We start from the raw sequence: 23,870 nt of genomic DNA, 5'->3' as shown, positions 1-23,870 counted from the left end.
GGAGAGCCAACACTGGTGGCGGGATCGTACGCCCCTGGAATCGAACGGCGGGGCCGCGGCTCAGCCTTTCCCCTGGGGTCCCCGTCCTTCTTCTCCGGCATAAAGAGCCTGGCTGCCCAGTTCGTCCTCGATGCGCAGCAGCCGGTTGTACTTGGCCACCCGCTCGCTGCGGCTGAGGGAGCCCGTCTTGATCTGGCCGGCGCGGGTGGCCACCGCCAGGTCGGCGATGGTGGTGTCCTCTGTTTCGCCGCTGCGGTGGCTGATCACGCTGGTGTATCCGGCCCGGCCGGCCAGATCGATCGCCTGCAGGGTTTCGGTGAGGGAGCCGATCTGGTTCACCTTGATCAGGATCGAATTGGCGGTGCCGGTGTCGATGCCCCGTTGCAGTCGGCTGGTGTTGGTCACGAACAGGTCGTCGCCCACGAGCTGGAGCCGGCTGCCCATGCGCTCGGTCATCAGCGCCCAGCCCTCCCAGTCATCTTCGGCGAGGCCATCCTCGATCGAGACGATCGGGTAGCGGCTCACCAGCGCCTCCAGCTGATCCACCATCTCGGCGGAGCTGTAGCTGCCGCCGCCGAAGGCGTAGCGGCCCTCGGCATAGAACTCGGTGCTGGCCACATCGAGGGCCAGGGAAATCTCCTCGCCGGGCTTGTAGCCGGCTTTCTCGATCGCTGCCACCAGCAGGGCGCCGGCCGCATCGTTGCTCTCCAGGTTGGGGGCGAAGCCGCCCTCATCACCCACGGCGGTGGAGAGGCCCTGGGCGCTCAGCAGACTCTTGAGGGTGTGGAACACCTCGGTGCCCATGCGCAGGGCCTCTCGGAAGCTGGGGGCGCCGTGGGGCACCAGCATGAATTCCTGGAAATCCAGGTTGTTGGCGGCGTGGGCCCCGCCGTTGATCACGTTCATCAGCGGCACCGGCAGCAGGGTGGCCATCGGACCGCCGAGGTAGCGGTAAAGGGGAAGGCCCACTCCATCGGCGGCCGCCCGCGCCACCGCCAGGCTCACGGCCAGCACCGCGTTGGCCCCCAGTGCCGATTTGTTGTCGCTGCCGTCGAGCTCGATCATCGCGGTGTCGACCGCCACCTGCTCGATGGCGGTGAGGCCACAGAGCACCGGGGCGATCTTCTCCTCGATGTTCGCCACCGCCTGGAGCACGCCCTTGCCGGCGTAGCGGCTGCCGCCATCGCGCAACTCATGGGCCTCATGGGCGCCGGTGCTGGCGCCGCTGGGCACGATGGCGTGGCCCTGAGCGCCCCCTTCCAACCGCACTTCCGCCTCCACCGTGGGGGTGCCGCGGGAGTCGAGCACCTCCCGAGCCACGATGGAATCGATCACGAGGTCGAGGGAGTCGAACACGAAAACTGCAGGCGGTCAGGGCTTGCGGGGATCCTATGGGCCGCCCCGGGGCGCTCCGATGTGACGGTCGGTACCGACGGACCAGTCGTTTGGGTCGGCCCTGCCGCCAGAGTTGACTCGACCTGCCCTGCTGAACGCGATGCGCCTGCTGCACACCATGCTCCGGGTGGGCGATCTGGAACGCTCACTCGTTTTCTACACCGAGGTGCTGGGGATGCGTCTGCTGCGCCGTAAGGATTACCCCACCGGCCGCTTCACCCTGGCGTTTGTGGGCTACGGCGACGAGAGCGACACCAGCGTGCTGGAGCTCACCCACAACTGGGACATCGAGCGCTATGAGCTGGGCGAGGGCTACGGCCATATCGCCCTCGGCGTCGATGACATCCACGGCACCTGCGCCGCCATTGCCGCCAAGGGAGGGCGGATTGTGCGGGAGCCGGGCCCGATGAAGCACGGCAGCACCGTGATCGCCTTCGTGGAGGATCCCGACGGCTACAAGGTGGAGCTGATCCAGTTGTCGTCCAGTCCCGAGCGGAGCGCCGCTTGAGCGCCAGCGGCGCATGAAGATGGGTTGAACTGAGTCCGATGGCCTCGCGGTCCGATGCGCCCTGAGTCCCTGCCCTTGAGCACCCCCCAGCCCGTCAGCCTCACCAGCGATCCCGACCGGTTCAGCGAGGCCGCCTGGAACTTGCTGCTGGCCTCCCAGGATCAGGCCCGCCGCTGGCGCCACGACCAGATGGATGTGGAGCACCTGCTCCAGGCTCTCCTGCAGGATCCGCGCTTCGCGGCCTGGGTGGATCCCCTGCCGATCGAGCGCGAGCGCCTGCTCGATCGTCTGGAGGCGTTCTGCGCCGAGCAGCCCTCGTCCCCAGGCGACGAGCTCTACATCGGCGATGCCCTCGAAGACCTGCTGGAGGAGGCCGATCGCCGCCGCGCCGGCTGGGGGTCGCGCCTGCTCGACATTCCCCATCTGCTGCTGGCCCTGCTCGATGAACCTCGCCTGGGGGGCGCGCTGCTGGCGGAGGAGGGGCTGAATGAGCCGGAGCTGCTGCGCCAGCTGCGGCCCGCTGCGGCCCCCGCCCCCCGCCCGCCCGCCATCAGCTCGGCTCCAGTGGCCCCAGCGGATGACTGGATCGACAGCCCGTCCCAGGAGCCCGCGGCGGGCTCACCGCCTCCCGGCCCTGCGGCAGCTCCCCTCCAACGCCGCTCCAGGCCAGCCCCGGCGCCCGGCCCGGCGGCTGCAACTCCGGCGCAAGCCCCTGATCAGCCGCTGACACTGGAGGCTGAGCCCAGCGCCCTGGAGCAGTACGGCCGCGACCTAACCGCCGCCGCTCGCGCGGGCCTGCTCGATCCCGTGATCGGCCGCGACACCGAGATCCGCCGGCTGATCCAGGTGCTTTCCCGCCGCGGCAAGAACAATCCGGTCCTGATCGGGGAGCCCGGTGTCGGCAAGACGGCAATCGCTGAACGCCTGGCCCAGCGCATCGCCAGCGGCGAAGTGCCCGACTCCCTCAAAGGCCTGCGCCTGATCGCCCTCGACCTCGGTGCCCTGATCGCCGGCGCCAAGTTCCGTGGTCAGTTCGAGGAACGCCTGCGCAGCGTGCTGGCTGAGGTGAAGGAGCCGGAGCAGGGCCGCGCTGGTGTGGTTGGCGATGGTGGCGTGGTGCTGTTCATCGACGAGCTGCACGCCGTGGTGAGCACCGACCGCTCCAGTGCCGATGCCGGCAGCATTCTCAAGCCGGCCCTGGCAAGGGGTGAGTTGCGCTGCATCGGCGCCACCACTCCGGAGGACTACCGCCGCACGGTGGAGAAGGACCCCGCCCTCAACCGCCGCTTTCAGCAGGTGGTGATCCGTGAACCCAGCAAGGAAGTGAGCCTCGAGATCCTGCGGGGCCTGAAGGAGCGCTATGAGCTCCACCACGGCGTCACCATCACCGATGGGGCTCTGCAAGCGGCGGTGCGTCTGGCCGAGCGCTACATCGCCGACCGCTGCCTGCCCGACAAGGCGATCGATCTGATCGATGAGGCCGCCGCCCAGCTGCGCATGGAGGTCACCTCCAAGCCCCAGGTGGTGGAGGCCGCCGAACTCGACCTGCGCCGTATCGAGCTGGCCCTGCTTGGGGCTGAGGCCTCCTCCCAGGACGAGCGGGTGGCCCTGCAGGAGCAGCGGCGCACCGCCCTGGAGCGGCTGCAGGAGCTGCAGCGGCGTTGGCAGGCGGAGCGCGATCAGCTGGCGGAGCTCAGGGAGCTGCTGCAGCAGGACGACGAGTTGAGGCTGGCGATCGCCGAGGCCGAACGGGACGGCGAGTTCGAGGAAGCGGCTCGCCTGCAGGTGGATCAGCTGCAACTGGTGCAACAGCGCCGCGCCGACCTGGAGCAGGAACTGCTCGATGATCAGCGCGGCGGTCTCTCCCTGCTGCGCGAGCAGGTGGAGGAGGGCGACATCGCCGATGTGGTGGCCCGTTGGACCGGCATCCCGATCCAGCGGCTGTTGGCTGGGGAACGCCAGAAGCTGCTGGAACTGGAGCAGCGCCTGGCGGAGCGGGTGATCGGCCAGCCAGAGGCGGTGGCGGCGGTGGCCGCCTCGATCCGCCGGGCCCGGGCCGGCATGCAGGATCCGCGCCGGCCCGTGGGCTCCTTCCTCTTCCTCGGCCCCACCGGTGTGGGCAAGACCGAACTGGCCAAGGCCCTGGCGGCGGCTCTCTTCGATGAGGAGGACGCCCTGGTGCGGCTCGACATGAGTGAATTCATGGAGCGCAACGCCGTGGCCCGGCTGGTGGGGGCACCTCCCGGCTATGTCGGCTACGAGGAGGGGGGGCAGCTCACCGAGGCCGTGCGCCGCCGTCCTTACGCGGTGCTGCTGCTCGATGAGGTGGAGAAGGCCCACCCCGAGGTGTTCAACCTGCTCCTGCAGGTGCTCGACGACGGCCGCCTCACTGATTCCCAGGGCCGCACGGTCGATTTCCGCCACACCGTGGTGGTGATGACCAGCAACCTGGCCAGCCAAGCCATCCTTGAAAGTGCGCGCAGCGGCGACGAATCCGGCCTTGAGGCGGCGGTGGAGCGCGCCCTGTCCGGACAGTTCAGGCCGGAGTTCCTCAACCGCATCGACGAGGTGATCCGCTTCCGGCCCCTGGCGCCGAGCGACCTGCAACGCATCGTGCGCCTGCAGGTGGCGGAGCTGGCGGCGCTGCTGCGGGAGCAACGGCTGGAGCTTGAGATCGATGAGGCGGTGGTGAGCCGGCTGGCGGAGCTGGGCTATGAGCCGGAATTCGGCGCCAGGCCCCTGCGCCGGGTGCTGCGCCGTCGCATCGAGAATCCCCTGGCCACCGAGTTGCTCGAAGACCACTTCCGTGCGGCCCGAGGCGTGCGCGTATGCCTCGGCGATCCAGCCGGCCCCGGCGGTGCCGACAGTCTGCGCTTCCTTCCCCTGGAGTAAGGGTTGAAAGGGTGTCCGGTAGGGTGTTCGTTTGCCGGTTCGCCTTGCCGTCCGGTGCGCCCGCGCCCGTGGATTCTCCCAGCCGCACTAACGCCCCCGACGACATCGCTGAGCCGGAGACCAAGCCTGCCCAGCCCACTGGTGTCGGTGGTTTCGTCTCCTCCACCCTGGAGGAGTTGCGCAAGGTGGTCTGGCCCAGTCGTCAGCAGCTCTTCAGCGAGTCGGTGGCGGTGATCCTGATGGTGAGCCTCTCGGCCGCCACCATCGCGGCCGTCGATCGCTTCTACAGCTGGGCCTCCAGCCAGGTCTTCCCCTGAGGTTCCGCTGGCTCCTCCACTCTCCCCGTCCCGTTCGTTCTGAGCACCCACTCCTCCGTCCCCGTGTCCGAAGCCGATCTCGTCACTGCCGCCAGCCTCGACGGCGCCCCTGAGGACGCCGCCAGCCTTGACGGGCCCGCCCTTGAAGCCCCCGCCCCGGCGGCCGAGCGCGAAGGCAAGCCGATGGTGGCCCGCTGGTATGCGGTGCAGGTGGCCTCCAGCTGTGAGAAGAAGGTGAAGGCCACCCTGGAGCAACGTGCCATCACGCTGGGGGTAGACAGCCGCATTCTCGAGATCGAGATTCCCCAGACCCCGGCGGTGAAGCTCAAGAAAGACGGCAGCCGCCAGGCCGCCGAGGAAAAGGTCTTCCCCGGCTACGTGCTGGTGCGAATGATGCTCGATGAAGACACGATGATGGCGGTGCGGAGCACCCCCAACGTGATCAACTTCGTGGGCCAGGAGGAGCGTCGCTCCACCGGCCGGGCCCGTGGTCACATCAAGCCCAAGCCGCTTACCCGTCAGGAAGTCGATCGGATCTTCAAGCGCGCCGCCGAGAAGAAGCCCGTCGTCAAGGTCGATCTGGCCGAGGGCGATCAGATTCTGGTCACGGCTGGTCCCTTCAAGGACTTCCAGGGCGAGGTGATCGAGGTCTCCGGCGAGCGCAGCAAGCTCAAGGCCCTGCTCTCGATCTTTGGCCGGGAAACCCCGGTGGAACTTGAGTTCGCCCAGATCAGCAAGCAAAGCTGATCGCCACGGGGCCGCCTCCCTGCGGAGGGTGGCCCGACCTGGCGGCATCGTTCCGGTGTCGCCGCCCAACGCCTTGACCCAAGGGTCAGGCGATCCGCAGCGCTTCCCTCCGTAGACCAGCCGATGGCCAAAAAAGTCGTTGCCGTAATCAAGCTGGCGCTCAACGCCGGCAAAGCCAACCCCGCACCACCGGTGGGCCCTGCCCTCGGCCAGCACGGGGTCAACATCATGGCGTTCTGCAAGGAGTACAACGCCCGCACCCAGGACAAGGCCGGCTATGTGATCCCGGTGGAGATCTCGGTCTTCGAAGACCGCAGCTTCACCTTCATCACCAAGACCCCTCCGGCTTCGGTGCTGATCACCAAGGCCGCAGGCATCGACAAGGGTGCCGCCACCTCGGCCAAGGGCAGTGTGGGCGCCATCAGCCGTGCCCAGCTCCAGGAGATTGCCAGCACCAAGCTGCCCGATCTCAACTGCTCCAGTCTGGAGTCGGCCATGCGCATCATCGAAGGCACCGCCCGCAACATGGGCGTCGCCATCAGCGACTGATCCCGCTGGAGCCAAGCTCCGCCCCTCCTGCTTCATCCACCCCAATCACCCCACCCGGGGGAGACAGTCACCGCCGGCCCTGGCCGCGCAAAGCCTGTCGCCTGAACCCCGCTGAAACCCATGCCCAGACAATCCAAGCGTTTCACCGCTCTGCTCGAGACGATCGAGGACCGCGACTACACCCCGCTCGAGGCTCTTGAGCTGGTGAAGGCCAACGCCAACGCCAAGTTCGATGAAACGATCGAAGCCCACGTTCGCCTCGGCATCGATCCCAAGTACACCGACCAGCAACTGCGCACCACCGTGGCCCTGCCCAAGGGCACCGGCCAGACCATCCGCATCGCCGTGATCGCGCGTGGCGAGAAGGTGGCCGAAGCCAAGGCGGCCGGCGCCGACCTTGCCGGTGACGACGAGCTGGTGGACGCCATCGCCGGCGGTCAGATGGACTTCGACCTGCTGATCGCCACCCCGGACATGATGCCCAAGGTGGCCAAGCTGGGCCGGGTGCTCGGTCCCCGTGGTCTGATGCCGAACCCGAAGGCCGGCACCGTGGCCACCGATCTGGCGGGGGCCATCAACGAATTCAAGGCGGGCAAGCTGGAATTTCGCGCCGATCGCACCGGCATCGTGCACGTGCGTTTCGGCAAGGCCAGCTTCTCAGTCGACGACCTGCTGGAAAACCTGAAGGCCCTGCAGGAAACGATCGATCGCCAGAAGCCCAGCGGTGCCAAGGGCCGCTACTGGCGCAGCCTCTACCTCACCTCCACGATGGGCCCCTCCGTATCCGTCGATTTCACCGCCCTGCAGGACATCAAGCTGGAGGGCTGAGCACTGGGCGTGGAGTGAGGGCGCAACCTGCCGTGTAGGCTCATGGATCGGGCACGCGCCCGGCCCAAGACAGCAGGTCAGTGGTTCGGCTTCGGGTTCCCCGCTTCGGTGGGAGATCCCAGTTGCTCGAGTCCTGTAAACCCTGCCGAGGTGCACGCGACTCTTTTCGGTTCGGATTCTCCGGGCAGATCACCGTTCAGCGGCCTCGATGCTCCCCCTTCGGTTCACACCGGCTGGAGAGTCGGCGGCCGCGTCCCGGCTTGTTCCCCCCAACTCCGTACCAAACCCATGGGCCGCACGCTGGAGAACAAGCAACAGATCATCGAAGAGCTCAAGGGGCTCCTCGGTGAGGCCGAAATGGCACTGGTCCTTGATTACAAGGGCCTTTCCATCAAGGAGATGACTGATCTGCGGACCCGTCTGCAGGCCAGTAACGGCATTTGCAAGGTGACCAAGAACACCTTGATGCGCCGTGCCATCGATGGAAACAGTGCCTGGTCGGAACTCGATTCCCTGCTCACCGGCACCAACGCCTTCGTCCTGATCAGTGGCGATGTCAGTGGCGCCGTCAAGGCCATTCAGGCCTTCCAGAAGGACACCAAGAAGTCGGATGTGAAAGGCGGCCTTTTCGAAGGCAAGCTCCTCTCTCAGAACGACATCAAGGCCCTTGGTGAGCTGCCCTCGAAAGAGGTGCTCATCGCCCAGATCGCTGGTGCGATCAATGCGGTGGCCACCAAGCTGGCTGTTGGCATCAACGAAGTTCCCTCCGGTCTCGCCCGGGCCCTCAAGCAGCATGCCGAAAGCGGCGACGCCAGCTGAGCCCCTCGAAATCCACCGGTTCGGCCGGTTCCATTCCACAGATCTGTTGCTGATTCTCAACCATGACCACCAAAACTGACGACATTCTCGAGTCACTGAAGACTCTCTCCCTGCTGGAAGCTTCCGAGCTCGTCAAGCAGATCGAAGAGGCCTTCGGTGTGTCCGCCGCCGCTTCCGCCGGCGTGATGATGGCTGCTGCTCCTGCTGCTGCCGCTGAGGCCGCTGAAGAGCAGACCGAGTTCGATGTGATTCTCGACGGCTTCGATGCCGCAGCCAAGATCAAGGTGCTCAAGGCCGTTCGCGAGGCCACCGGCCTCGGCCTGGGCGAAGCCAAGGCCCTCGTTGAGGCGGCTCCCAAGGCCGTCAAGGAAGGCATCACCAAGGACGAAGCCGAAGCCCTCAAGAAGTCCATCGAAGAAGTGGGCGGCAAAGTCACCATCAAGTGATCGCGCCCGGCGGAGGTTTTCCCTCCGCCAGCACCACCCCACCCATCTCAGCCGGCCTCCAGGGGCCGGCTTTTTGCTGGTGGGACGGACAAGGCCAAAAAAAAGCCCGCCGAAGGCAGGCTTTTGAGGTGGAACGATGCCGGGAGTCTGTCCTCGTTTCGACCCCGGGAGAGCGTTCTGCACTCCTCACACAAGTCAAAGATACGGAAAGGATCCGTAGGGTGCCAGCCGCCAGGGCCGCTGTGTCGACTGTCACTCCCGGAAGGGGATCACCTGCAGGGCGATCGGACCACTCTCCAGCTCGCCACCTCTGGCCATGGTTTCCATGGCACGTCCCAGGTTGTTCGGCCCCGCGCTGGCGATGGGCTGAACCCTCTCGAGGCTGCCTCCGCCGGCCTGGGCGATCAGTTGCTCCAGGGGGCTGCTGGCAGCGAAATAGATGTGGTTGAGGGTTTGCAGGCCGAAGACGCGGCGGTTCAGCTGCCAGTCGGTTTCGAGCTTGATCGGAACGAATCCATCGGGATCGCGGCGGCCCATCTGGCCCCGGCCCACCAGCAGCAGGGTGGTGTCCGCCGGGGTCATGGCCTGCAACTGGAGCTCGTTGCCCACCTGAGCGAGGCGAAGGCGGTAGCGGCTGGCCAGGTCCTGGCCAGCCACCCGCAGGGAGTAGGCGTTGCTGCCGGCGTAGCTGGTGCAGATCCCCTTGGAGTCGAAGCGGTTCATCGAGGCATCCACCAGGCCGTCGGGCCTGGCCTGCCAGCAGGGCTGGCCGTTGGCCGTCTGCTCGATCAGCACCAATGACCAGTCGGCGAAGCCCACCGGCTTGGCCAGCACAGCAAAGCGGGACTCTTCCACCGGTTGGCTGTCGAAGACTCCGGCGGCTTCCGCCAGGGGCGTCGTGACGGCCTGGAGCGCGGTGGCGGCCAGCCCAGCCCCAGCAAGGGCCAGGTAGGTTCGCTGCATGGTGGAATTTATGCGTCCAAACATCTTCGCCAAGGTCTACGGCACCACTGTCTACCGAACAATGGCCGGATTGCCCAGTGGCAGCTGAGCCGGTGCGGGTGGTGGCTGCCGCCTGTGATGGCGCCTGCAGCGGCAATCCTGGCCCGGGTGGCTGGGGCTGCCTGCTGCGTTTCGAGGACGGCAGCGTGCGCGAACTGGGGGGTTCAGCCGCGGCGACCACCAACAACCGCATGGAGCTCACCGCGGCCCTGGCCTTGATGAAGGAGTTACGGAATCTGCCCCTTCATCCCGATCTGCGCCTGCGCACCGATAGCCGCTATCTGATTGATGGTCTGACGAAGTGGATGCCGGGCTGGAAGCGCAAGGGTTGGCGGACCGCCTCCGGCGGCCCCGTGCTCAACCGCGACCTCTGGGAGGAGCTGGACCGGGCGCGGCTGCCGGGGTTGAGCCTGGCCCATGTCAAAGGGCACAGCGGTGATCCCGACAACGACCGCTGCGATGCGATCGCCGTGGCCTACGCGCGCGGAAGCTCCCCCGAGCTGGCCCAGAGTGAGGGGGAGGGGCTCGATCAGCCGGCCCCCGCTGCCCTTGGCGAACTGCTCACCCGCCTCGAGGTGGCCGACCGCCTCGCCAGCGGCGGCTACGCCCTGACGACCGCCGAACTTGCCCGTCTGGTGGAGCAGCCCCTGGCCCGTCTGCAAGAGCGGCAGGGCCCCTGGATCTGGCGTGACTGGCGGGTGAGTCCCACCAGCGATGGCCGCTGGCGTCTGGAGCGCACCGAGCCCGCCCTGCAGGAGTCCCCATGATTCTGGAGCATCCGGATCACGCCAGATCAATCGCCAGCAGCGGCACCAGCACGGGTTCGCTCTACCGCCGTTGGGTGGGCCCGCTGCTGGCCAGGGATGAGGGCGCCGATGCAGAGCAGCTCAGCAGCCTCACCCTCGCGGCCCTGGCTCAGGCCTCCCTGCGCCGCGACTGGCCCCTGGTGTCGGGAAGCCTGGCGGGACTCGGCGCCGAGTTGCAACGGCGAGACCATCGCTTCGAGCAGATGCTGTTCGGTTGTCGCTTCGCCAATCCAGTGGGCCTGGCCGCCGGCTTCGACAAGAACGCGGTGGCGGCAGGGATCTGGCACCTGTTCGGGTTCGGTTTCGCTGAATTGGGCACGATCACCTGGCACCCCCAGCCGGGCAACCCGCGGCCGCGGTTGTTTCGCCTGGCCAAGGAGCGGGCCGCGCTCAACCGCATGGGCTTCAACAACGACGGCGCCCTGGGGGTGAAGCGCAACCTGGAGCGCCAGCGATTGCCCCTGCCGGGCCAGCGGCCTGCGGTGCTGGGTCTCAATCTGGGCAAGTCGAAGATCACCTCGCTGGAGCTGGCCCCCGACGACTACGCCTCCTCCCTGGAGCTGCTCTCGCCCCTGGCCGACTACGTGGTCATCAATGTGAGTTCGCCCAACACCCCGGGCCTGCGCGACCTGCAGGACGCCGTGCAGCTGCGGCGCCTGGTCGAGCGGCTGCGGCGTCTCTCGGCCTGCCCGCCCCTGCTGGTCAAGATCGCCCCCGACCTCGAAGACGACGCCATCGACACGATTGCCCGACTGGCCTATGAGGAAGGGCTGGCCGGGGTGATCGCGGTGAACACCAGCGTCAACCGACTGGGGCTGGAGAACCGGCGCCTGCCCCAGACCGGGAAAACCCTCGCCCAGGAGGCCGGTGGCCTCAGCGGTGCCCCCCTGCGCGGTCGGGCTCTGGAAGTGATCCGGCGGCTACGGGCCACGGCCGGTCCAGCCCTGCCGCTGATCGGGGTGGGAGGGATCGATTCCCCCGAGGCCGCCTGGGAGCGGATCACGGCGGGAGCTTCGCTGATTCAGCTCTACACAGGCTGGATTTACCAGGGTCCGGGCCTGGTGCCAGCGATTCTCGAGGGCCTGGGCGACCAGCTGGATCGTCATGGCTGCAGCCACCTCAGTGAGGTCGTGGGCAGCGGTCTGCCCTGGGTAGGTGCGTAAACGCCTGTAGGCCGATACGCTGCCTGCGGAATCCAGGAAGAGTCGATTGGTCCTTGCCGTTGCGCGGCAACAACTCCAGCCACTCATCGCAAGGTTGTTTCCACGCCGGGTCTGGATCGCTCTGGAGGATCGATCCGTCACGGTGCTTACCACCAAGGGTCGCGGCCAGCCGGTGCAGCTGGATCTCCTGCGGCGGGTGTCCCTGCCCGCCGGTGCCTGCTCCGGCGGCGATCCCCAGCAGGTGATGGCCCTGGGTGATCTGATCGGCGATCTGCTGGTGGAGCTGGGTCTGGTGGGGGCTGAGGTGGTGGCGGTACTGCCGGCTGCAGCCTGTGCCTGGAGGGTGCTTCAGTGGCCCTTCGACGAATGGCCCGAAGAGCCGGGCGAGGCCCTGCGCCTGATCGATCCCGCCCTGGCTCTGCCCTATGAGCTGTCCCAGGCCACAATCATCCTGCAGCCTCTGGAGGCTGATGGAACCCAGGCCACTGGCTTTTCCTCCCTCCTGGTGACCGCACCCCGCCAGCGGGTGCTGAACTGGATAGAGGTGTTCGACATCGCCGGCGTGGAGCTGGAGAGGCTGGAAGCCGCCCAGGTGTGTGAACTGCGGGCCCTGGCCCCTCTGCTGGACGGGGCCGAGCCTGATCGGCTAGACGCGTTGCTGGTGCCGTACGAGCGGGGCGCACGTCTCACCCTGGTGCGCCATGGCCTGCCGGAGTATGGGCAGGAATTGAACGGCTCCATGGACGACCTCGGCGATCAGCTGGAGCGACACCTGGCCTATTGGCGCAGCCGGGATCCCGGCGCGACGGACGTTCGCATCTGGCTGGCAGGAGCCAGCCCCGATCTGCCCCTGCTGGCCGAGAACCTGCGCCGCAGCGGAGACTGGCCCGTGGAGATCCTCGATCCGGTGTCCCTGGGCTGGATCGCTCTCCCCCCCCGATGACGGCGAAGAGGAGCTGCCCCTCGGCCCGGCTCTGCTCACTCTGCATGGGCTGATGCAAGCGGAGCTGGCTTCATGAGCCCGATGCTTCCTGGTCTTGACCTGCTGCGTGAACGCCGCCTCGAGCTGGGCCTGCCCGCGGAGCCGCCCAGGCCGCCCGACGCCAGGCGGCTGCTGCTGATCGGATCGGCCATCGGAGCTGGCCTCGTGCTCTGCGCCCTGGGGGCGACGCTGCTGCTCAAGCTGCAGGCCATGTTGCTGGAGCAGGAACTCGCCAGGCTGGCTCCGGTGCGGGGCCAGGTGGAGACGCTGGAGGCTGAACTCGCCGCCGATAAGGGGCATCTGGAGCGCAAGAGCAAAGGAAATGCTGAGCTGGTGACTGGCCTGGTGGCAGTGCGCTCAGGCTCAGCGCTGATGACCGACCTGGCCGGCCGCACACCGGCTGAGTTGCAGCTCACGTCGGTTCAGGTTGGCAAGGACGATCTGCAGCTCAAGGGCCGTACCAGCGACCCCGGGGCCTTTGAGCGGATCAACGCCCTGGTGCTGCGCCTGAAGGGCTCGCCACTTATCAACCCTGCCAGCGTGAATCTCAATCGCGCTATCCGCAACGACACAGACCCCAACCAGCCCAGTAAGGGCCCCGAAGGTGGCGTCGTGGAGTTTGAAGTAAGTGCGGCCTTCAGCCCTCCACCGTCTGGACCGGCCCAGTTGACCCAGCTGCAGGAGCTGGGTGCCGGCGGCATGGCACGCCGCCTTGAGCTGCTGCAGAAGGAGGGCTTGCTGCGATGACCAATCTTCAGCAGGGCGCGCCACCCCGGTCCCTGCTTCTGCGAAATGGTGTGTTGATCGGCGTGCCTGTGGCGGCTGGGGTTGTGGTGGCCGGCCTGGTGGCCCTGGGGGGAGTGTTTCAGCCCTGGGATCAGCTGCGCCGCAATCAGCTCCAGCTTGATGAGCTTCGGGGCATGAATGAGCGGCTGCCGCTGCTGCGGGCCCAGCGGGTGCGCCAGCTTGACGAGGTCAAGACCGTTGATGGTCAGCGCTCCAGCCTGCTGAAGCTGATCGCCGGCAGCGGCCAGATCAGCACCTTCCTTGCCCAGCTCAACCGGGAAGCCGCAGCCACTGGAGTTCAGCTCGATGTGTTCGAGCCCGTGGAGGCCAAGCCCGCTGCCGCTCCAGCGCCTGCTGGCGGAAATGAGAAGGAGGCCGCTCCCCCGCCGGATCCGCTCGAAGCCGATGGCCTGCGCCGCACGACGCTGCTGCTGAGCGCCCGTGGTCGCTACCCGAACCTGCTGGTGTTCCTGCGGCGGCTGGAGCGTCTCACCCTGCTGGTGGCCCAGAGCGATCTCAACCTTGATCTGGAAGCCATCCGTGCCCAGGCCCAGCCGGTCGCCAACAGGCCCGCAGCCCAGGCGCCGCCCATTCCCCAGGTGGTGCTGAAGCTGAACCTGGCGCTCTACGGCGAAGGCCCAGCCGTCAAGCCCGCCGGCAAACCGGCCAACAAACCAGCCAACACCACCGTCGCCCCAGCTTCTGCTGATACGCCACCAGAGGCCAGCCCCGCTGAGCCGGTCTCACCGCGAGCTCCCCAGCCCAAGCCCACAGCGCCGCCTCCGGCTCCACCCCTATGAGAGGGCAGGGGTCACAGTTGCATTTGGTCAACTGGTTTTTACAGAGCACTCCCAATACCATTCCGGCGTGATGAAGGTGTTGATGGGCTCAACTGGTTTTGGATTCCGCGCCGGTCTATGGCTGGGTACCACCAGCGCTCTGCAGGCGAGCTTGCCCCTGCCCCTGACGCCCACTCCAGCCCTGGCCCAGGCGGCCATTCGCTCCGATGGCCTGCAGCTGAAGCTGCGCCGTCTGCCCGATGCCCTGGAGCTGGTGATCCAGGATGCGGGCACCGGCAGCGACCTGCGCCAGCAGATGCAGGGTCAGACGTGGCTGGGTGAGCTGCGCACCTCGCAGATCCGCGGTCTCAAGGCCGGCCCCCAGTCGTTGTCGATGACTGACGCCGGCGTGGATTCGATCACCTTCGATGGCACCGGCACGGAGTTCCAGCTGAAGGTGACGCCGATGCCCGGGCGCAACCTGGGCACACCGCTTGTAAGCAGCGACGGCCGTGATCTCACGGTGCGCTTCAGCGCCCCGGAGCTGGCCGTGAGCCGGACGGCCAGGGTGGATCTGGATCTGCGCGCGCCGGCGCGGGTACCCACGATGCCTTTTGTGCCACCCCTGCGGCCGCGGGCCGTGGCGCCTCCCTCGGGCGACATCGCCGTGGGCACGATGACAATCCGCAACCGCGGCTACCTCAGCCTCTACGGGCCGCCGGTGACGCTCACCACCCGGGCGGCCAATCCGCGCGACGTGCTGATGGTGCTCTCGCAGATGGGGGGGTATGGCTTCGCTTTCTCCGATGCCTCGCTGCTGGGGGGAGTGAATTCCCCGTCTGCGGCCAGGCCTCCCGCCCCGGTCACGGTGGCGTTCCAGAACGAGCCTTACGAGCGGGCGTTCAACTTCGTGCTCCTCTCCTCCGGCCTGCAGGCGCGCAAAGAGGGCAACACCATCCTGGTGGGCTCCGATGTGCTGGGCAAGACGATCGGCCCGCAGATGTCGAAGGTGTATCGGCTCAACCAGGTGGCACCTAATTCAGCGGCGGATTATCTCGCCAACCTCGGGGCCCAGGTCACCAAAACCACGTCCGTCACCACGGCCGTGTCCCAGGGTGTCCCCCTTGGAGCTCAGCCTGCCGGCAGCGGCCTCACCGCCACCTCCCAGAGCACCACCTCCACCCAACAGACCGTGGAGGCCTTCGGAGCCTCGAGTGGCCCGTTGGTGGGCCTGCGCGCCACCACCGATCCACGCCTGGGCACGATCACGATCGTGGGGGAGCCCGCGCTGGTGGCGATCGGAGAGCAATACCTCAAGCAGCTTGATCTGCGCCAGCGTCAGGTGGCTTTGTCGGTGAAGATTCTCGACGTAACCCTCACGAATGACACCGAGATTGACAACAGTTTTGCCTTTCGCTTTGGCAACAATTTCATCGTGAACGATGGTGGCAGACTGCTGGCAGCTTTTGGCCGCAATCTTCCGGCGAATGCCAGTGATTTCAGTGATGCCAACACGCGGGAATCCTTTGGCAGCTCCTCGCGAACGGTGGGAAATTCCGGTAGCAGTTCCAATTCGGATTCAAGTTCCAATTCCCAATCTCAGAACAACTCCGGCTCGGGTAACGACTCCTCTTTCAGGGAGGATCTCACGCTCTCGCTCAATAACGGCCGTTCGCTGGATCAAAGCCAGATTAGCGATGTGAACCGCCAGTTGTTCCGCGAAACGGGCACGCGGATTGACCCGTTTGAGGTGGAACGATTTATTCCCAATCCTAACTTCAATCCCGGAGCAGCCACTCCTGGTGATCGCTTCATCACCGTTACCGATACAGAGTATCGCATCGTCCCGATTGGAGAGACCACCCGCACGATCACCGATGACCTCTCCTCGCGGATCTCTCAGATCGTCTCATCCCAGGTGAACAGCGGTGTCAACATCGCTCGCAGCCGCGGGGGCTTCAGCAATTCCGGCTCTACCAGTCAGTCGGGCTCGGGCAACACGGGCTCAAGGACTTCACGTTCGGGTTCGGACACGGTGACCGATTCCTTCCAGAAATATTCCGGCTCACGGCGCCGCAACCCCGGCCTCAACTATCCCGACAACGAATTCTTCAGCTTCCTGCAGGCTCAGATTGTGTCGCGCAATGCCAAGGTGCTGGCCAGTCCCACCCTTATTCTCAGTGAGAACCCTGAGCTGATTGAGGGCGGTGCCAATGTTGGCGGGGGTGGTCTTGGTGGGGATGCTGGCGACACCTCTGGCCTCAGCCCAGCGACCATCGGCCGCTCACGGGCCAATGAATCGTTCGTCACCGTGGGTCGCCAGGTCGTGTCGGCCTATGAAGTCACCAACACCGCCGATGTGGGCACCAGCTGCGAACCCACGTTCAGCACGGCTGGCCTCACCTTTGGTGCGCGGATATCGAAAATCGACGACAATGGCTTCGTTACCTTCACTCTTTCTCCGGCGATTTCCGGCGTGGTGGACCAGCAACCGGTGCCAGGCTGTGGCTTCATCGACATCCTGCGCCTGCGCCGTCTCGACACCGGCAGCGTGCGCGTTCACGATGGTCAGACCCTTATCCTCACAGGTGTGATCTCCGATGAAGACAATCAGGAAGTATCGAAATGGCCAATCCTTGGAGATCTGCCCATCGTGGGTCAGTTCTTCCGCAGGACCAATGGCGCCCGCCTCAAGAATGAGCTGGTGATCCTCGTGACCCCCCGCATCATCGATGACGAGCAGGGGGGGACCTACGGCTACGGCTACAACCCTTCCACCCCGGATGCCCGCCGCCTGATCTACAGCCCCTGAGCCCAGGGGCCACAGATCCTGTGGTCAGAAGGCCAGCGGAGCGAAGTACTTGATCGCCAGCGGTGCCAGCTGCTGGAAAATCGATGTGGCGCTCTGCATGAACTGTCCACCCCAGCCGTTGCCCCCGGCGTTGCCCTGGGAGTTCTTCTTGAGCTGTTCGGCGCCCTGCAGCACCTGCTTGGCCACCACCGTGTTGCCCTGCTGCTCGAACAGGCTGGCTGCATAGGTGAAATCGGCAGCAGCCTGCTCCCGCTTGGCCTGCTCAGCCCGGCTGATGCCCCGCGCCAGCCAGCTCAGGGCTGCATCAGGCTGTTTCAGGATCGCCTGGTTGAAATAGGTTTCCGCTTCGCTTGCCCGGCCCTGCAGGGCCGCTTCCACACCAGAATTGTGCAGATCGGCGTAGCTGCTGGCGCTGGGATTCACCCCCACTGCCCGCTTCCAGTGGCTGCGGGCCAGGCCGTCCACATCCAGCAGGGCGCCGCTGAGGTCGGCCTCGCGCAGATCGGTGCCCTCCAGCTGGGCACCACGCAGGTCGGCGCCGCGCAGGGAGGCCCCCAGCAAGGAGGTGAAGGTGAGGTTGGCGCCCTGGAGATTGGCGCCATCAAGCTGGGCGCGGCTGAGGTTGGCCCGCTGTAACTGGGCTTTGCTCAGGTCGGCGTCGCGCAGGTCCGCATGGACCAGATCCGCGTCCTGGAGCCGGCAGCTGGCGCAGGCCCGCTTGTCGAGCAGGCGCATCACGTCGTTGGCTTCGGCGGCCATCCCCGCTCCGCCCAGGAGCTGGGCGCCGGTGACCAGCAGCAGGGATCCCCTCAGGAGGGGGCCATGGAATTGCAGCGGGGGCGCCATGCCGGAGGGGGTGATGGGGGTGGACTCAGCGGGCAGCCGCAGGGGACGCCTTCACATCGCGGGGCTCGATGCACCAGCGAGGGCCGATCTTCTTCCATTCGTAGGCCGCCGGCAAGGGCTCCAGTCCCACCATTCCGGCGATCAGCTGGTTGAGGCAGGGCTGGCCGCTGGAGCAGCTCTGGATGTTGAGCCCATTCACCCGCTCCACCGAGGCATCGGGCGGTTGCGGTCCCTGGCTGAAGAAACGCTGCTCCGCCAGGCAGTAAGGGGCTGCCTGGGCCATTGGAGCCAGCAGGCTTGCCGCCGCAGTGAGGCCCACCATCACCCCGTTTGGCGTGCCCCAGCCCTTGCCCACCGTTCTTTCTCTTCAGGGCGTCGATTATGGCGACCTCCTCACCTGGGGGTCGTTCGCCAGCACCATCAGCCGCTGAGGACTGGCCTGGTCCATGTTGGGGGCCATTGGCGTTCACGCTGGGGGGACTGCTGGAGCTGGCATGGGCGATGCCCCTCTGGATCTGCTGATGCCCGATCGCCATGGCGGCAACCTGGAGGCCGTGGCCAGGCGGTTGGGCTGCCGCCCGGCCGATCTGCTCGATGCCAGCGCCTCCCTGGTGCCCTTTGGGCCGCCGGCTTCGGTGCGGCGGGTTCTGGCGGCGGTGGTGCGCACGCCAGCAGGCCGGCCTTCCCCCCTGCGGGATTACCCCGACCGTGACCATCTGCGCTTGCGCCAGGCCATCGCCACCCACCACCAGCTCGATCCGGCCGCTGTGCTGCCCGGCAACGGGGCCGCCGAGCTGTTCACCTGGCTGGCCCGCGATGCGGCCGCGGCGGGCGCCAGCCTGCTGCCTGCCCCGGGTTTTGCCGACTATCCCCGGGCCCTGGCCTGCTGGGGCGGTGCCTGGAGCGCCTGGCCCCTCGAGCTGCCGCTGCCGGGAGCGCTGACCTGGCCTCAGCCACTGCCGCCAGCTCCGTCAGGTGCTCATCAGGCCGTGTGGATCACCAATCCCCACAACCCCACCGGCCAGCTCTGGAGCCGAAGCTCCCTTGAGCCCCTGCTGGAGCGCTTTGAGCTGGTGATCGTGGATGAGGCGTTTCTGCCCCTGGTGCCTGGCGGGGAGGAGCAGTCGCTGGTGCCATTGCTCAAAGACCACCCCCAGCTGGTGGTGATCCGCAGCCTCACCAAACTGCTGGCGATTGCTGGCCTGCGTCTGGGCTACGCCCTGGCCGATCCCGCCAGGCTGCGGCGCTGGGCCTGTTGGCGCGACCCCTGGCCGGTGAATGGTCTGGCCGCCGCCGTGGGGGAGGTAGTGGTGGGCGATCGGCGCTGGCAGGAGCGGGTGCAGCGCTGGGTGGCGGCGGAGGGTCCCTGGCTGGAGCAGGGCCTGCAGCAGCTGCCAGGTCTCACGCCACTGCCTTCGGCCGCCAACTTCCTGCTGGTGCTCTCGGAGAGTTCCCTGGTGCCGCTGCGCGAGCGGCTGGAGCGGCACCATCGCGTGCTGTTGCGCGACTGCCGCTCCTTTGCTGGCCTGGGCGAGCGCTGGTTGCGGATCGCCCTGCAAAACCGCCGCAACAACCGACGGCTGCTGCGGGCCCTGCGGCAGGAGATCAGCCGCTAGCTGTGTTTTCTCACCAGCTCGATCAGTAGCTCCGCCAGCCGCTGATCGGCGTCGCGCACCGCCAGGCGCTCCATGCCCGCCCTCAGGGTGTGGAGCGGATCGAGGCCAGCGCTTGCTCCGCGTAGCCGTGGCCCCAGCAGCCGCCACACCGCCTGCTCCAGGGCCGCATGCTCAGGGGCGTGCTGCCACACGATCACGGCGGCTCCGGCTTCCGCGGCGGCTTCGGCGTTGGCGTCCTGGTGATGGTCGGCCGCCTGGGGGAACGGCACCAGGATCGTGGGGGTGCAGCAGACAGCCAGTTCGCTGAGGCTGCCGGCCCCCGCACGGCTGATGGCCAGCTGGGCGTGCTGCAACAGGCCGGGGAGTTCGTCGCTGAAGGGCCGCTCGATGTAGGAGGGGATTCGCAGGCTGCCGCTGTCCGGATCGCTGCTGCCGGTGAGGTGCACCACTCGGCAGCCGGCGGCCACCAGCCTCGGCACCAGGGGGCGCACCATGCGGTTGAGGCCAAGGGCACCCTGGCTGCCGCCCATCACCAGCACCAGGGGGCCATCTCCATCGGGCACCCAGCTGGGCAGGGGGGCTGGCCGCAGGAAGTCGGCGCGCACCGGTGTGCCCGTTACCAGGGGCCGGCACTTGGGCAGACGTTCCGCCGCCGCCCGCAGCCCCACCGCAACCTGGCTGCAGTGCCGACCGAGCAGGCGGGTGACCCGCCCTGGGATGGCGTTGGATTCATGCAGGACCACCGGCACCCCGCACCAGCGGGCCGCCAGGATCGCCGGTGCGGCGATGTAGCCCCCGGTGCTGAATACCAGGCCGATGCCCTCACGCCGGATCAGCCGGCGCACCGCCACGCTGGCAGCGATCAGGCGCAGCAGTTGCCACAGCTTGCGCAAGCCCCGGCCCTGCAACCCTCCCGCCCGGATCGTGTGCAGGGGATAGCGACTGGGAACGAGCTCCCGCTCGAGGCGGTTGGGAACCCCCAGCCATTGCACCTGCCAGCCGTCGGGCAGGGCTTCCGCCACCGCCAGGGCCGGGAACAGGTGCCCGCCGGTGCCGCTGGCCGCGATCAGGAGCCTGGACATGGACCTTCACTGACGGGCACGGCGCTTGACCTGGGCGCGCCTAACTTAAAAGGGCCGCCATGGCCATCCCCGATGCCGCAGTCGCCCCTCCACCCGTTCCTTCTGGCATTGCTGGCGGCCACGGTGGTTGTCAGCCTGCCGGCTGCCAAGGCCGCCCCACCGTCTCCGGCCCTGCTCCAGAGCCTGGAGGGCGCCCTTAACAGCGGAAACTCCTCCAACCTGGCCGCCATGGTGGAAGCTGGCCCCGGCCTGGATCCCGCTCGCCTGGAGGCCCGCTACAAGCTTCTGCGCGATCGCTTCCCCGATGCTCGCTGGACGGTGAGCAGTGGAGCTCCCCTGCGCGATGGTCGCCCCACCGTGGCGATCGCGGTTACCGGCAGCCGCTCGGAGGGCCCCTTCCGCTACAGCCTGCAGGCCGAGCAGGTGCTGGCCCTCAGCGCCAGCGGCACAAGGCTGAACGGCCAGGAATTGATCCGTGAAACCACCACCCTGCGCAGCGGTGAGGCAAGCCTGCCGGTGAGTGTGCTGATTCCGGACGCGGTGCTCACGGGCCAGCGCTACGACGTGGATGTGGTCTTCGATGAACCGCTCGATGGGGCGGTGGCAGCCGGTGGCATCGCCGCCATCACGCCCGAGCAGATCAGCGCTCTGGAAACCCCCGATCTGGAGCTGGCGGCCCTCGGCGGTGGGGGCCTGTTCAAGTCGGTGCAGGCACCCCTCAAGCCCGGCAGCCAGACCTGGGCCGTGCTGCTGGTCCACCCCAAGGGCATCATCAGCACCACCAAGCGGGTGCGGGTTGTGGCCGATAAGGCCGCGCTCACTCCCTGAGCAAACCTGGGGCCTGGTCTGGGCTGAACCAACGCGCCAGAGCTGATACATCCTCGTCGCCGTGACCGGCGGCGATCAGGGCATCTTCGATCCCGGCCACGCTGGTACTGATCGGCAGGGTCACACCGGCCGCGGCGGCTGTCTCGAGGGCGATCGCCAGATCCTTGCGGTGCAGCGCCAGGCGGAAGCCGAGGGGATAGCAGTTCTCGATCATCGCTCCGGCGCGGTGCTGCAGGGCCCAGGAGCCAGCGGCGCCACCCTCGAGGGCGGCGCAGACCTGTTGCAGCGGCAGCCCCAGGGCCCTGGCCAGGGCCAGGCCTTCCGCCAGGGCGGCATAACTCCCGGCCACCAGGATCTGGTTGACGGCCTTCACCTGCTGGCCCGATCCCACCGGCCCGAAATGACTGATCCGGCCACCCACCACCTCCAGCAGGGGGCGGGCGCGCTCCAAGTGGTTGCTGGAGCCTCCCACCAGCAGGGAGAGCGTGCCGGCTCGAGCCCCCTCGGTGCCGCCGGTGACCGGGGCATCGAGATATCCCACCCCCAGCTCGCCCAGGCGGGCGGCCAGACGCTGGCTGGTGGCTGCCGCGATGGTGGAGAAGTCGATCACCAGGGAGCCTGGGGCCACGCCTTCGGCAACCCCGGCTGGGCCGAACAGCACCTCCTCAACGGCGGTGTCATCGCTGAGGCAGACGGCGATCAGCTCGGCTGAGGCCGCCGCTTCAGCCGCTGTTGCCGCTCTGGTGGCCCCTGAGGCGGCCAGCGGCTCTTCCGCCCCTCGGCTGCGGTTGTGGACGATGAGGGGAAACCCCGCCGCCAGTACACGGGCTGCCATCGGTGCCCCGAGTGCTCCAAGACCGAGGAAGGCCACGAAAGATCTGGTCATCAGTCCTGCCGATTCAGTTGTGATCTGGTGATCCGGCTACGGGAGCATGGTTGAGCCTGAACCGTTTCCGCCATGTCGTTCATACGGAATGCCCAGCTTGTGCTGATTCCTCCTGCCGCGGCCGCCCTGGCGATGCTGCTGCAGGTGGGCTCGGGCCAGGCCCAGACCGGCACTGCCCCCAGCACCCGGCAGGCTCCAGCCCGCATCCAGCTCACCCCCAACCAGGAAAGCGAGCTGTTCAAGGGGCAGCGCAGTCTCTCGTTGCGGGCCCATACCGACCAGATCGCCATCCTTCGCACGGGGGAGCGCTGCTTGGGCGAGGCCAAGGACCTGAAGGCCCTCAGTAGCTGCCGCCTGACTGAACGCCAGGCCAGGCGCGAGCTGATGAACCGGAACCGCCAGGAGGCCCGGGCCCTGCATCAAAGGTTGGGACTGCCGGCCCCCAAGGGTGGCTGGGGTGAGGGCTCCCGTGGCAAGGGCGGCCCTGGGGGCTGGGGCGACCCTGCCGACAAGATCTGAGCGGGGCCTCAGGCGTCGTCGAGGGCGGCGACGCCTGGGAGCACCTTGCCCTCCAGCAGCTCGAGACTGGCGCCGCCCCCGGTGGAGATGTGGCTCATCTTCTCGGCCACCCCCACCTTCTCCACCGCTGCCACGGAATCACCGCCGCCGATGATCGTGCAGCAGCCCTGAGCGCTCAACTCGGCCAGGGTGTGGGCCACACCATTGGTGCCGGCAGCGAACTTGTCGAACTCGAACACGCCCATGGGGCCGTTCCAGATCACGGTCTTGCAGTCGGCCAGGGCGGCCTGGAAGGCCTTGAGCGAATCCGGGCCGATATCGAGGCCCATCCAGCCATCGGGAATTTCATTCACCGAGGTGGTGAGGGTGTTGGCGTCGGGGGAGAAGGCGTCGGCCAGAACCACATCGGTGGGGAGAAGCAGCTGCACGCCCTTGGCCTTTGCCTTGGCCTCCAGCTCCCTGGCCAACTCGAGCTTGTCTTCCTCAACGAGGCTCTTGCCCACCGCCAGGCCGCGGGCTTTGTAGAAGGTGAAGATCATGCCGCCGCCGATCAGCACCTTGTCGCACTTGTCGATCAGCGACTCGAGCACGCCGATCTTGCTGCTCACCTTCGAGCCGCCCACGATCGCCGCCAGGGGGCGCTTCGGCTCATCGATGGCGCCCTGCAGATACTGCAGCTCCTTCTCCATCAGGTGACCGGCCACGTTGGGAGTGAGGAATTCGGTCACGCCTTCGGTGGAGGCATGGGCCCGGTGGGCGGCGCCGAAGGCGTCGTTCACGTAGACCTCGGCCAGGGCAGCCAGCTTCCTGGCGAATTCGGTCTCGTTCTTCTCTTCGTCGGCGAAGAAGCGCACGTTCTCCAGCAGCACCACATCACCGTCGGCCATGGCCGACACCTTCGCCTCGGCATCGGGGCCGATGCAGCTCTCAGTTTTCACAACCGGCTTGCCCAGCAGCTCGCTCAGGCGGGCAGCAACCGGCGTGAGGCGCATCGCTTCATTCACCTCGCCCTTGGGCCGGCCGAAGTGGGCGGCCAGGATCACCCTGGCGCCCTTGGCGGTGAGGTCGGTGATGGTCGGCAGGGCCGCGCGGATGCGGGTGTCATCGCTGATGGCACCGCTCTCATCCAGAGGTACGTTGAAGTCGACCCGCACCAGAACACGCTTGCCTTGCAGATCGGCAGCGGACAGGCTGGTCAGGGATCGCTTCGCCATGGGGGTCTGGGTGATCGAGGATGGGCGAGATTAACCCGCAGCCCTCGG

Annotated in this window: 24 protein-coding genes; 17 read left to right on the top strand and 7 right to left on the bottom strand. The window is 67.2% G+C overall.

Going from position 1 to position 23,870, the window contains the following annotated elements; all coding sequences use genetic code 11:
• Window positions 1–60: 60 nt before the first annotated feature.
• Window positions 61–1,356: a phosphopyruvate hydratase gene (gene eno, locus KBY93_RS00805; RefSeq protein ID WP_255092319.1), complete on the bottom strand. Its 1,296-nt coding sequence runs from the start codon at window positions 1,354–1,356 to the stop codon at window positions 61–63.
• Window positions 1,357–1,495: 139 nt separating this feature from the next.
• On the opposite strand from eno, the gene gloA reads away from it, so the two are divergent.
• From gloA to rplL, 8 genes are all read left to right on the top strand, one after another.
• Entirely contained in the window at window positions 1,496–1,903 is a 408-nt protein-coding gene (gloA, locus tag KBY93_RS00800) for a lactoylglutathione lyase (protein ID WP_255092419.1), read from the top strand.
• 54 nt (window positions 1,904–1,957) lie between these two features.
• The gene (locus KBY93_RS00795; RefSeq protein WP_255092318.1) at window positions 1,958–4,795 is read left to right on the top strand and encodes an ATP-dependent Clp protease ATP-binding subunit; all 2,838 of its coding nucleotides are present in this window, start codon (window positions 1,958–1,960) and stop codon (window positions 4,793–4,795) included.
• Window positions 4,796–4,863: 68 nt separating this feature from the next.
• Complete coding sequence (gene secE, locus KBY93_RS00790; protein ID WP_399212388.1) at window positions 4,864–5,112, top strand: preprotein translocase subunit SecE; 249 nt, start codon at window positions 4,864–4,866, stop codon at window positions 5,110–5,112.
• A 63-nt stretch (window positions 5,113–5,175) separates the two neighbouring features.
• Window positions 5,176–5,859, top strand: coding sequence for a transcription termination/antitermination protein NusG (gene nusG, locus KBY93_RS00785; RefSeq protein ID WP_255092317.1), 684 nt, complete (start codon window positions 5,176–5,178; stop codon window positions 5,857–5,859).
• Window positions 5,860–5,982: 123 nt separating this feature from the next.
• Window positions 5,983–6,408 (top strand): 50S ribosomal protein L11, encoded by a 426-nt coding sequence (rplK, locus tag KBY93_RS00780; protein ID WP_255092316.1) that lies wholly within the window; start codon window positions 5,983–5,985, stop codon window positions 6,406–6,408.
• 120 nt (window positions 6,409–6,528) lie between these two features.
• Entirely contained in the window at window positions 6,529–7,236 is a 708-nt protein-coding gene (gene rplA / locus KBY93_RS00775) for a 50S ribosomal protein L1 (protein WP_255092315.1), read from the top strand.
• 288 nt (window positions 7,237–7,524) lie between these two features.
• Complete coding sequence (rplJ, locus tag KBY93_RS00770) at window positions 7,525–8,055, top strand: 50S ribosomal protein L10 (protein ID WP_255092314.1); 531 nt, start codon at window positions 7,525–7,527, stop codon at window positions 8,053–8,055.
• Window positions 8,056–8,117: 62 nt separating this feature from the next.
• Window positions 8,118–8,501 carry a 50S ribosomal protein L7/L12 gene (gene rplL / locus KBY93_RS00765; protein ID WP_255092313.1) on the top strand — a complete coding sequence of 128 codons (384 nt, stop codon included), beginning with the start codon at window positions 8,118–8,120 and terminating at the stop codon, window positions 8,499–8,501.
• Window positions 8,502–8,753: 252 nt separating this feature from the next.
• Here the strand turns inward: rplL and KBY93_RS00760 are convergent, their stop codons facing one another.
• Window positions 8,754–9,464, bottom strand: coding sequence for a DUF3747 domain-containing protein (locus KBY93_RS00760; protein ID WP_255092311.1), 711 nt, complete (start codon window positions 9,462–9,464; stop codon window positions 8,754–8,756).
• A 77-nt stretch (window positions 9,465–9,541) separates the two neighbouring features.
• Here KBY93_RS00760 and KBY93_RS00755 point away from each other — a divergent pair, with 77 nt between their 5' ends.
• The 6 genes from KBY93_RS00755 (at window position 9,542) to KBY93_RS00730 (ending at window position 16,831) form a co-directional block, all read left to right on the top strand.
• The gene (locus KBY93_RS00755; RefSeq protein ID WP_255092310.1) at window positions 9,542–10,270 is read left to right on the top strand and encodes a ribonuclease H; all 729 of its coding nucleotides are present in this window, start codon (window positions 9,542–9,544) and stop codon (window positions 10,268–10,270) included.
• Entirely contained in the window at window positions 10,267–11,472 is a 1,206-nt protein-coding gene (locus KBY93_RS00750; protein ID WP_255092309.1) for a quinone-dependent dihydroorotate dehydrogenase, read from the top strand. Before KBY93_RS00755 ends, KBY93_RS00750 begins: the two co-directional genes overlap by 4 nt.
• A 94-nt stretch (window positions 11,473–11,566) precedes the next feature.
• The gene (pilM, locus tag KBY93_RS00745) at window positions 11,567–12,415 is read left to right on the top strand and encodes a type IV pilus biogenesis protein PilM (protein ID WP_255092308.1); all 849 of its coding nucleotides are present in this window, start codon (window positions 11,567–11,569) and stop codon (window positions 12,413–12,415) included.
• Between the two features lie 72 nt (window positions 12,416–12,487).
• Window positions 12,488–13,201, top strand: coding sequence for a PilN domain-containing protein (locus tag KBY93_RS00740; protein WP_255092306.1), 714 nt, complete (start codon window positions 12,488–12,490; stop codon window positions 13,199–13,201).
• On the top strand, window positions 13,198–14,040 hold the full coding sequence (locus KBY93_RS00735) for a hypothetical protein (RefSeq protein WP_255092303.1): 843 nt from the start codon (window positions 13,198–13,200) through the stop codon (window positions 14,038–14,040). Before KBY93_RS00740 ends, KBY93_RS00735 begins: the two co-directional genes overlap by 4 nt.
• A 70-nt stretch (window positions 14,041–14,110) precedes the next feature.
• Window positions 14,111–16,831, top strand: coding sequence for a secretin N-terminal domain-containing protein (locus KBY93_RS00730; RefSeq protein ID WP_255092302.1), 2,721 nt, complete (start codon window positions 14,111–14,113; stop codon window positions 16,829–16,831).
• Window positions 16,832–16,855: 24 nt separating this feature from the next.
• Here the strand turns inward: KBY93_RS00730 and KBY93_RS00725 are convergent, their stop codons facing one another.
• Both KBY93_RS00725 and KBY93_RS00720 read right to left on the bottom strand, forming a co-directional pair.
• Window positions 16,856–17,677, bottom strand: a complete 822-nt coding sequence (locus KBY93_RS00725; RefSeq protein ID WP_255092300.1) for a pentapeptide repeat-containing protein — start codon at window positions 17,675–17,677, stop codon at window positions 16,856–16,858.
• A 25-nt stretch (window positions 17,678–17,702) separates the two neighbouring features.
• Window positions 17,703–17,999 (bottom strand): hypothetical protein, encoded by a 297-nt coding sequence (locus KBY93_RS00720; protein ID WP_255092298.1) that lies wholly within the window; start codon window positions 17,997–17,999, stop codon window positions 17,703–17,705.
• 172 nt (window positions 18,000–18,171) lie between these two features.
• On the opposite strand from KBY93_RS00720, the gene KBY93_RS00715 reads away from it, so the two are divergent.
• On the top strand, window positions 18,172–19,293 hold the full coding sequence (locus tag KBY93_RS00715) for a histidinol-phosphate transaminase (RefSeq protein ID WP_255092297.1): 1,122 nt from the start codon (window positions 18,172–18,174) through the stop codon (window positions 19,291–19,293).
• Here KBY93_RS00715 and KBY93_RS00710 read toward each other — a convergent pair.
• Window positions 19,290–20,375, bottom strand: coding sequence for a glycosyltransferase (locus KBY93_RS00710; RefSeq protein ID WP_255092296.1), 1,086 nt, complete (start codon window positions 20,373–20,375; stop codon window positions 19,290–19,292). The two genes, KBY93_RS00715 and KBY93_RS00710, sit on opposite strands and share 4 nt — an antisense overlap.
• Before the next feature lie 72 nt (window positions 20,376–20,447).
• Between KBY93_RS00710 and KBY93_RS00705 the strand changes: the two genes are divergently transcribed.
• The gene (locus KBY93_RS00705) at window positions 20,448–21,203 is read left to right on the top strand and encodes a hypothetical protein (protein WP_255092295.1); all 756 of its coding nucleotides are present in this window, start codon (window positions 20,448–20,450) and stop codon (window positions 21,201–21,203) included.
• Here the strand turns inward: KBY93_RS00705 and KBY93_RS00700 are convergent.
• Complete coding sequence (locus KBY93_RS00700; RefSeq protein WP_255092293.1) at window positions 21,193–22,089, bottom strand: NAD(P)-dependent oxidoreductase; 897 nt, start codon at window positions 22,087–22,089, stop codon at window positions 21,193–21,195. The genes KBY93_RS00705 and KBY93_RS00700 overlap by 11 nt on opposite strands.
• A gap of 72 nt (window positions 22,090–22,161) precedes the next feature.
• Between KBY93_RS00700 and KBY93_RS00695 the strand changes: the two genes are divergently transcribed.
• A complete protein-coding gene (locus KBY93_RS00695; RefSeq protein WP_255092292.1) occupies window positions 22,162–22,608 on the top strand; it encodes a hypothetical protein in 447 nt (148 codons plus the stop codon).
• A gap of 8 nt (window positions 22,609–22,616) precedes the next feature.
• Here KBY93_RS00695 and KBY93_RS00690 read toward each other — a convergent pair whose 3' ends face one another.
• On the bottom strand, window positions 22,617–23,822 hold the full coding sequence (locus KBY93_RS00690) for a phosphoglycerate kinase (protein WP_255092291.1): 1,206 nt from the start codon (window positions 23,820–23,822) through the stop codon (window positions 22,617–22,619).
• Window positions 23,823–23,870 lie beyond the last annotated feature (48 nt).

This window comes from Synechococcus sp. J7-Johnson, from assembly GCF_024345795.1.
Lineage (GTDB): Bacteria > Cyanobacteriota > Cyanobacteriia > PCC-6307 > Cyanobiaceae > Regnicoccus_A.
Note: the sequence above shows the minus strand (reverse complement) of the source record. Positions and strands in the feature narration are given on the sequence as shown.

Coding starts and splice junctions, on each gene's coding strand:
- rplA (WP_255092315.1), top strand. CDS start 6,529: ATGCCCAGACAATCCAAGCGTTTCACCGCTCTGCTCGAGACGATCGAG.
- rplK (WP_255092316.1), top strand. CDS start 5,983: ATGGCCAAAAAAGTCGTTGCCGTAATCAAGCTGGCGCTCAACGCCGGC.
- KBY93_RS00705 (WP_255092295.1), top strand. CDS start 20,448: ATGCCGCAGTCGCCCCTCCACCCGTTCCTTCTGGCATTGCTGGCGGCC.
- KBY93_RS00735 (WP_255092303.1), top strand. CDS start 13,198: ATGACCAATCTTCAGCAGGGCGCGCCACCCCGGTCCCTGCTTCTGCGA.
- rplL (WP_255092313.1), top strand. CDS start 8,118: ATGACCACCAAAACTGACGACATTCTCGAGTCACTGAAGACTCTCTCC.
- rplJ (WP_255092314.1), top strand. CDS start 7,525: ATGGGCCGCACGCTGGAGAACAAGCAACAGATCATCGAAGAGCTCAAG.
- KBY93_RS00760 (WP_255092311.1), bottom strand. CDS start 9,464: ATGCAGCGAACCTACCTGGCCCTTGCTGGGGCTGGGCTGGCCGCCACC.
- KBY93_RS00690 (WP_255092291.1), bottom strand. CDS start 23,822: ATGGCGAAGCGATCCCTGACCAGCCTGTCCGCTGCCGATCTGCAAGGC.
- KBY93_RS00715 (WP_255092297.1), top strand. CDS start 18,172: ATGGGCGATGCCCCTCTGGATCTGCTGATGCCCGATCGCCATGGCGGC.
- gloA (WP_255092419.1), top strand. CDS start 1,496: ATGCGCCTGCTGCACACCATGCTCCGGGTGGGCGATCTGGAACGCTCA.
- KBY93_RS00750 (WP_255092309.1), top strand. CDS start 10,267: ATGATTCTGGAGCATCCGGATCACGCCAGATCAATCGCCAGCAGCGGC.
- KBY93_RS00695 (WP_255092292.1), top strand. CDS start 22,162: ATGTCGTTCATACGGAATGCCCAGCTTGTGCTGATTCCTCCTGCCGCG.
- KBY93_RS00720 (WP_255092298.1), bottom strand. CDS start 17,999: ATGGTGGGCCTCACTGCGGCGGCAAGCCTGCTGGCTCCAATGGCCCAG.
- KBY93_RS00725 (WP_255092300.1), bottom strand. CDS start 17,677: ATGGCGCCCCCGCTGCAATTCCATGGCCCCCTCCTGAGGGGATCCCTG.
- KBY93_RS00710 (WP_255092296.1), bottom strand. CDS start 20,375: ATGTCCAGGCTCCTGATCGCGGCCAGCGGCACCGGCGGGCACCTGTTC.
- KBY93_RS00730 (WP_255092302.1), top strand. CDS start 14,111: ATGAAGGTGTTGATGGGCTCAACTGGTTTTGGATTCCGCGCCGGTCTA.
- KBY93_RS00795 (WP_255092318.1), top strand. CDS start 1,958: ATGCGCCCTGAGTCCCTGCCCTTGAGCACCCCCCAGCCCGTCAGCCTC.
- KBY93_RS00740 (WP_255092306.1), top strand. CDS start 12,488: ATGAGCCCGATGCTTCCTGGTCTTGACCTGCTGCGTGAACGCCGCCTC.
- KBY93_RS00700 (WP_255092293.1), bottom strand. CDS start 22,089: ATGACCAGATCTTTCGTGGCCTTCCTCGGTCTTGGAGCACTCGGGGCA.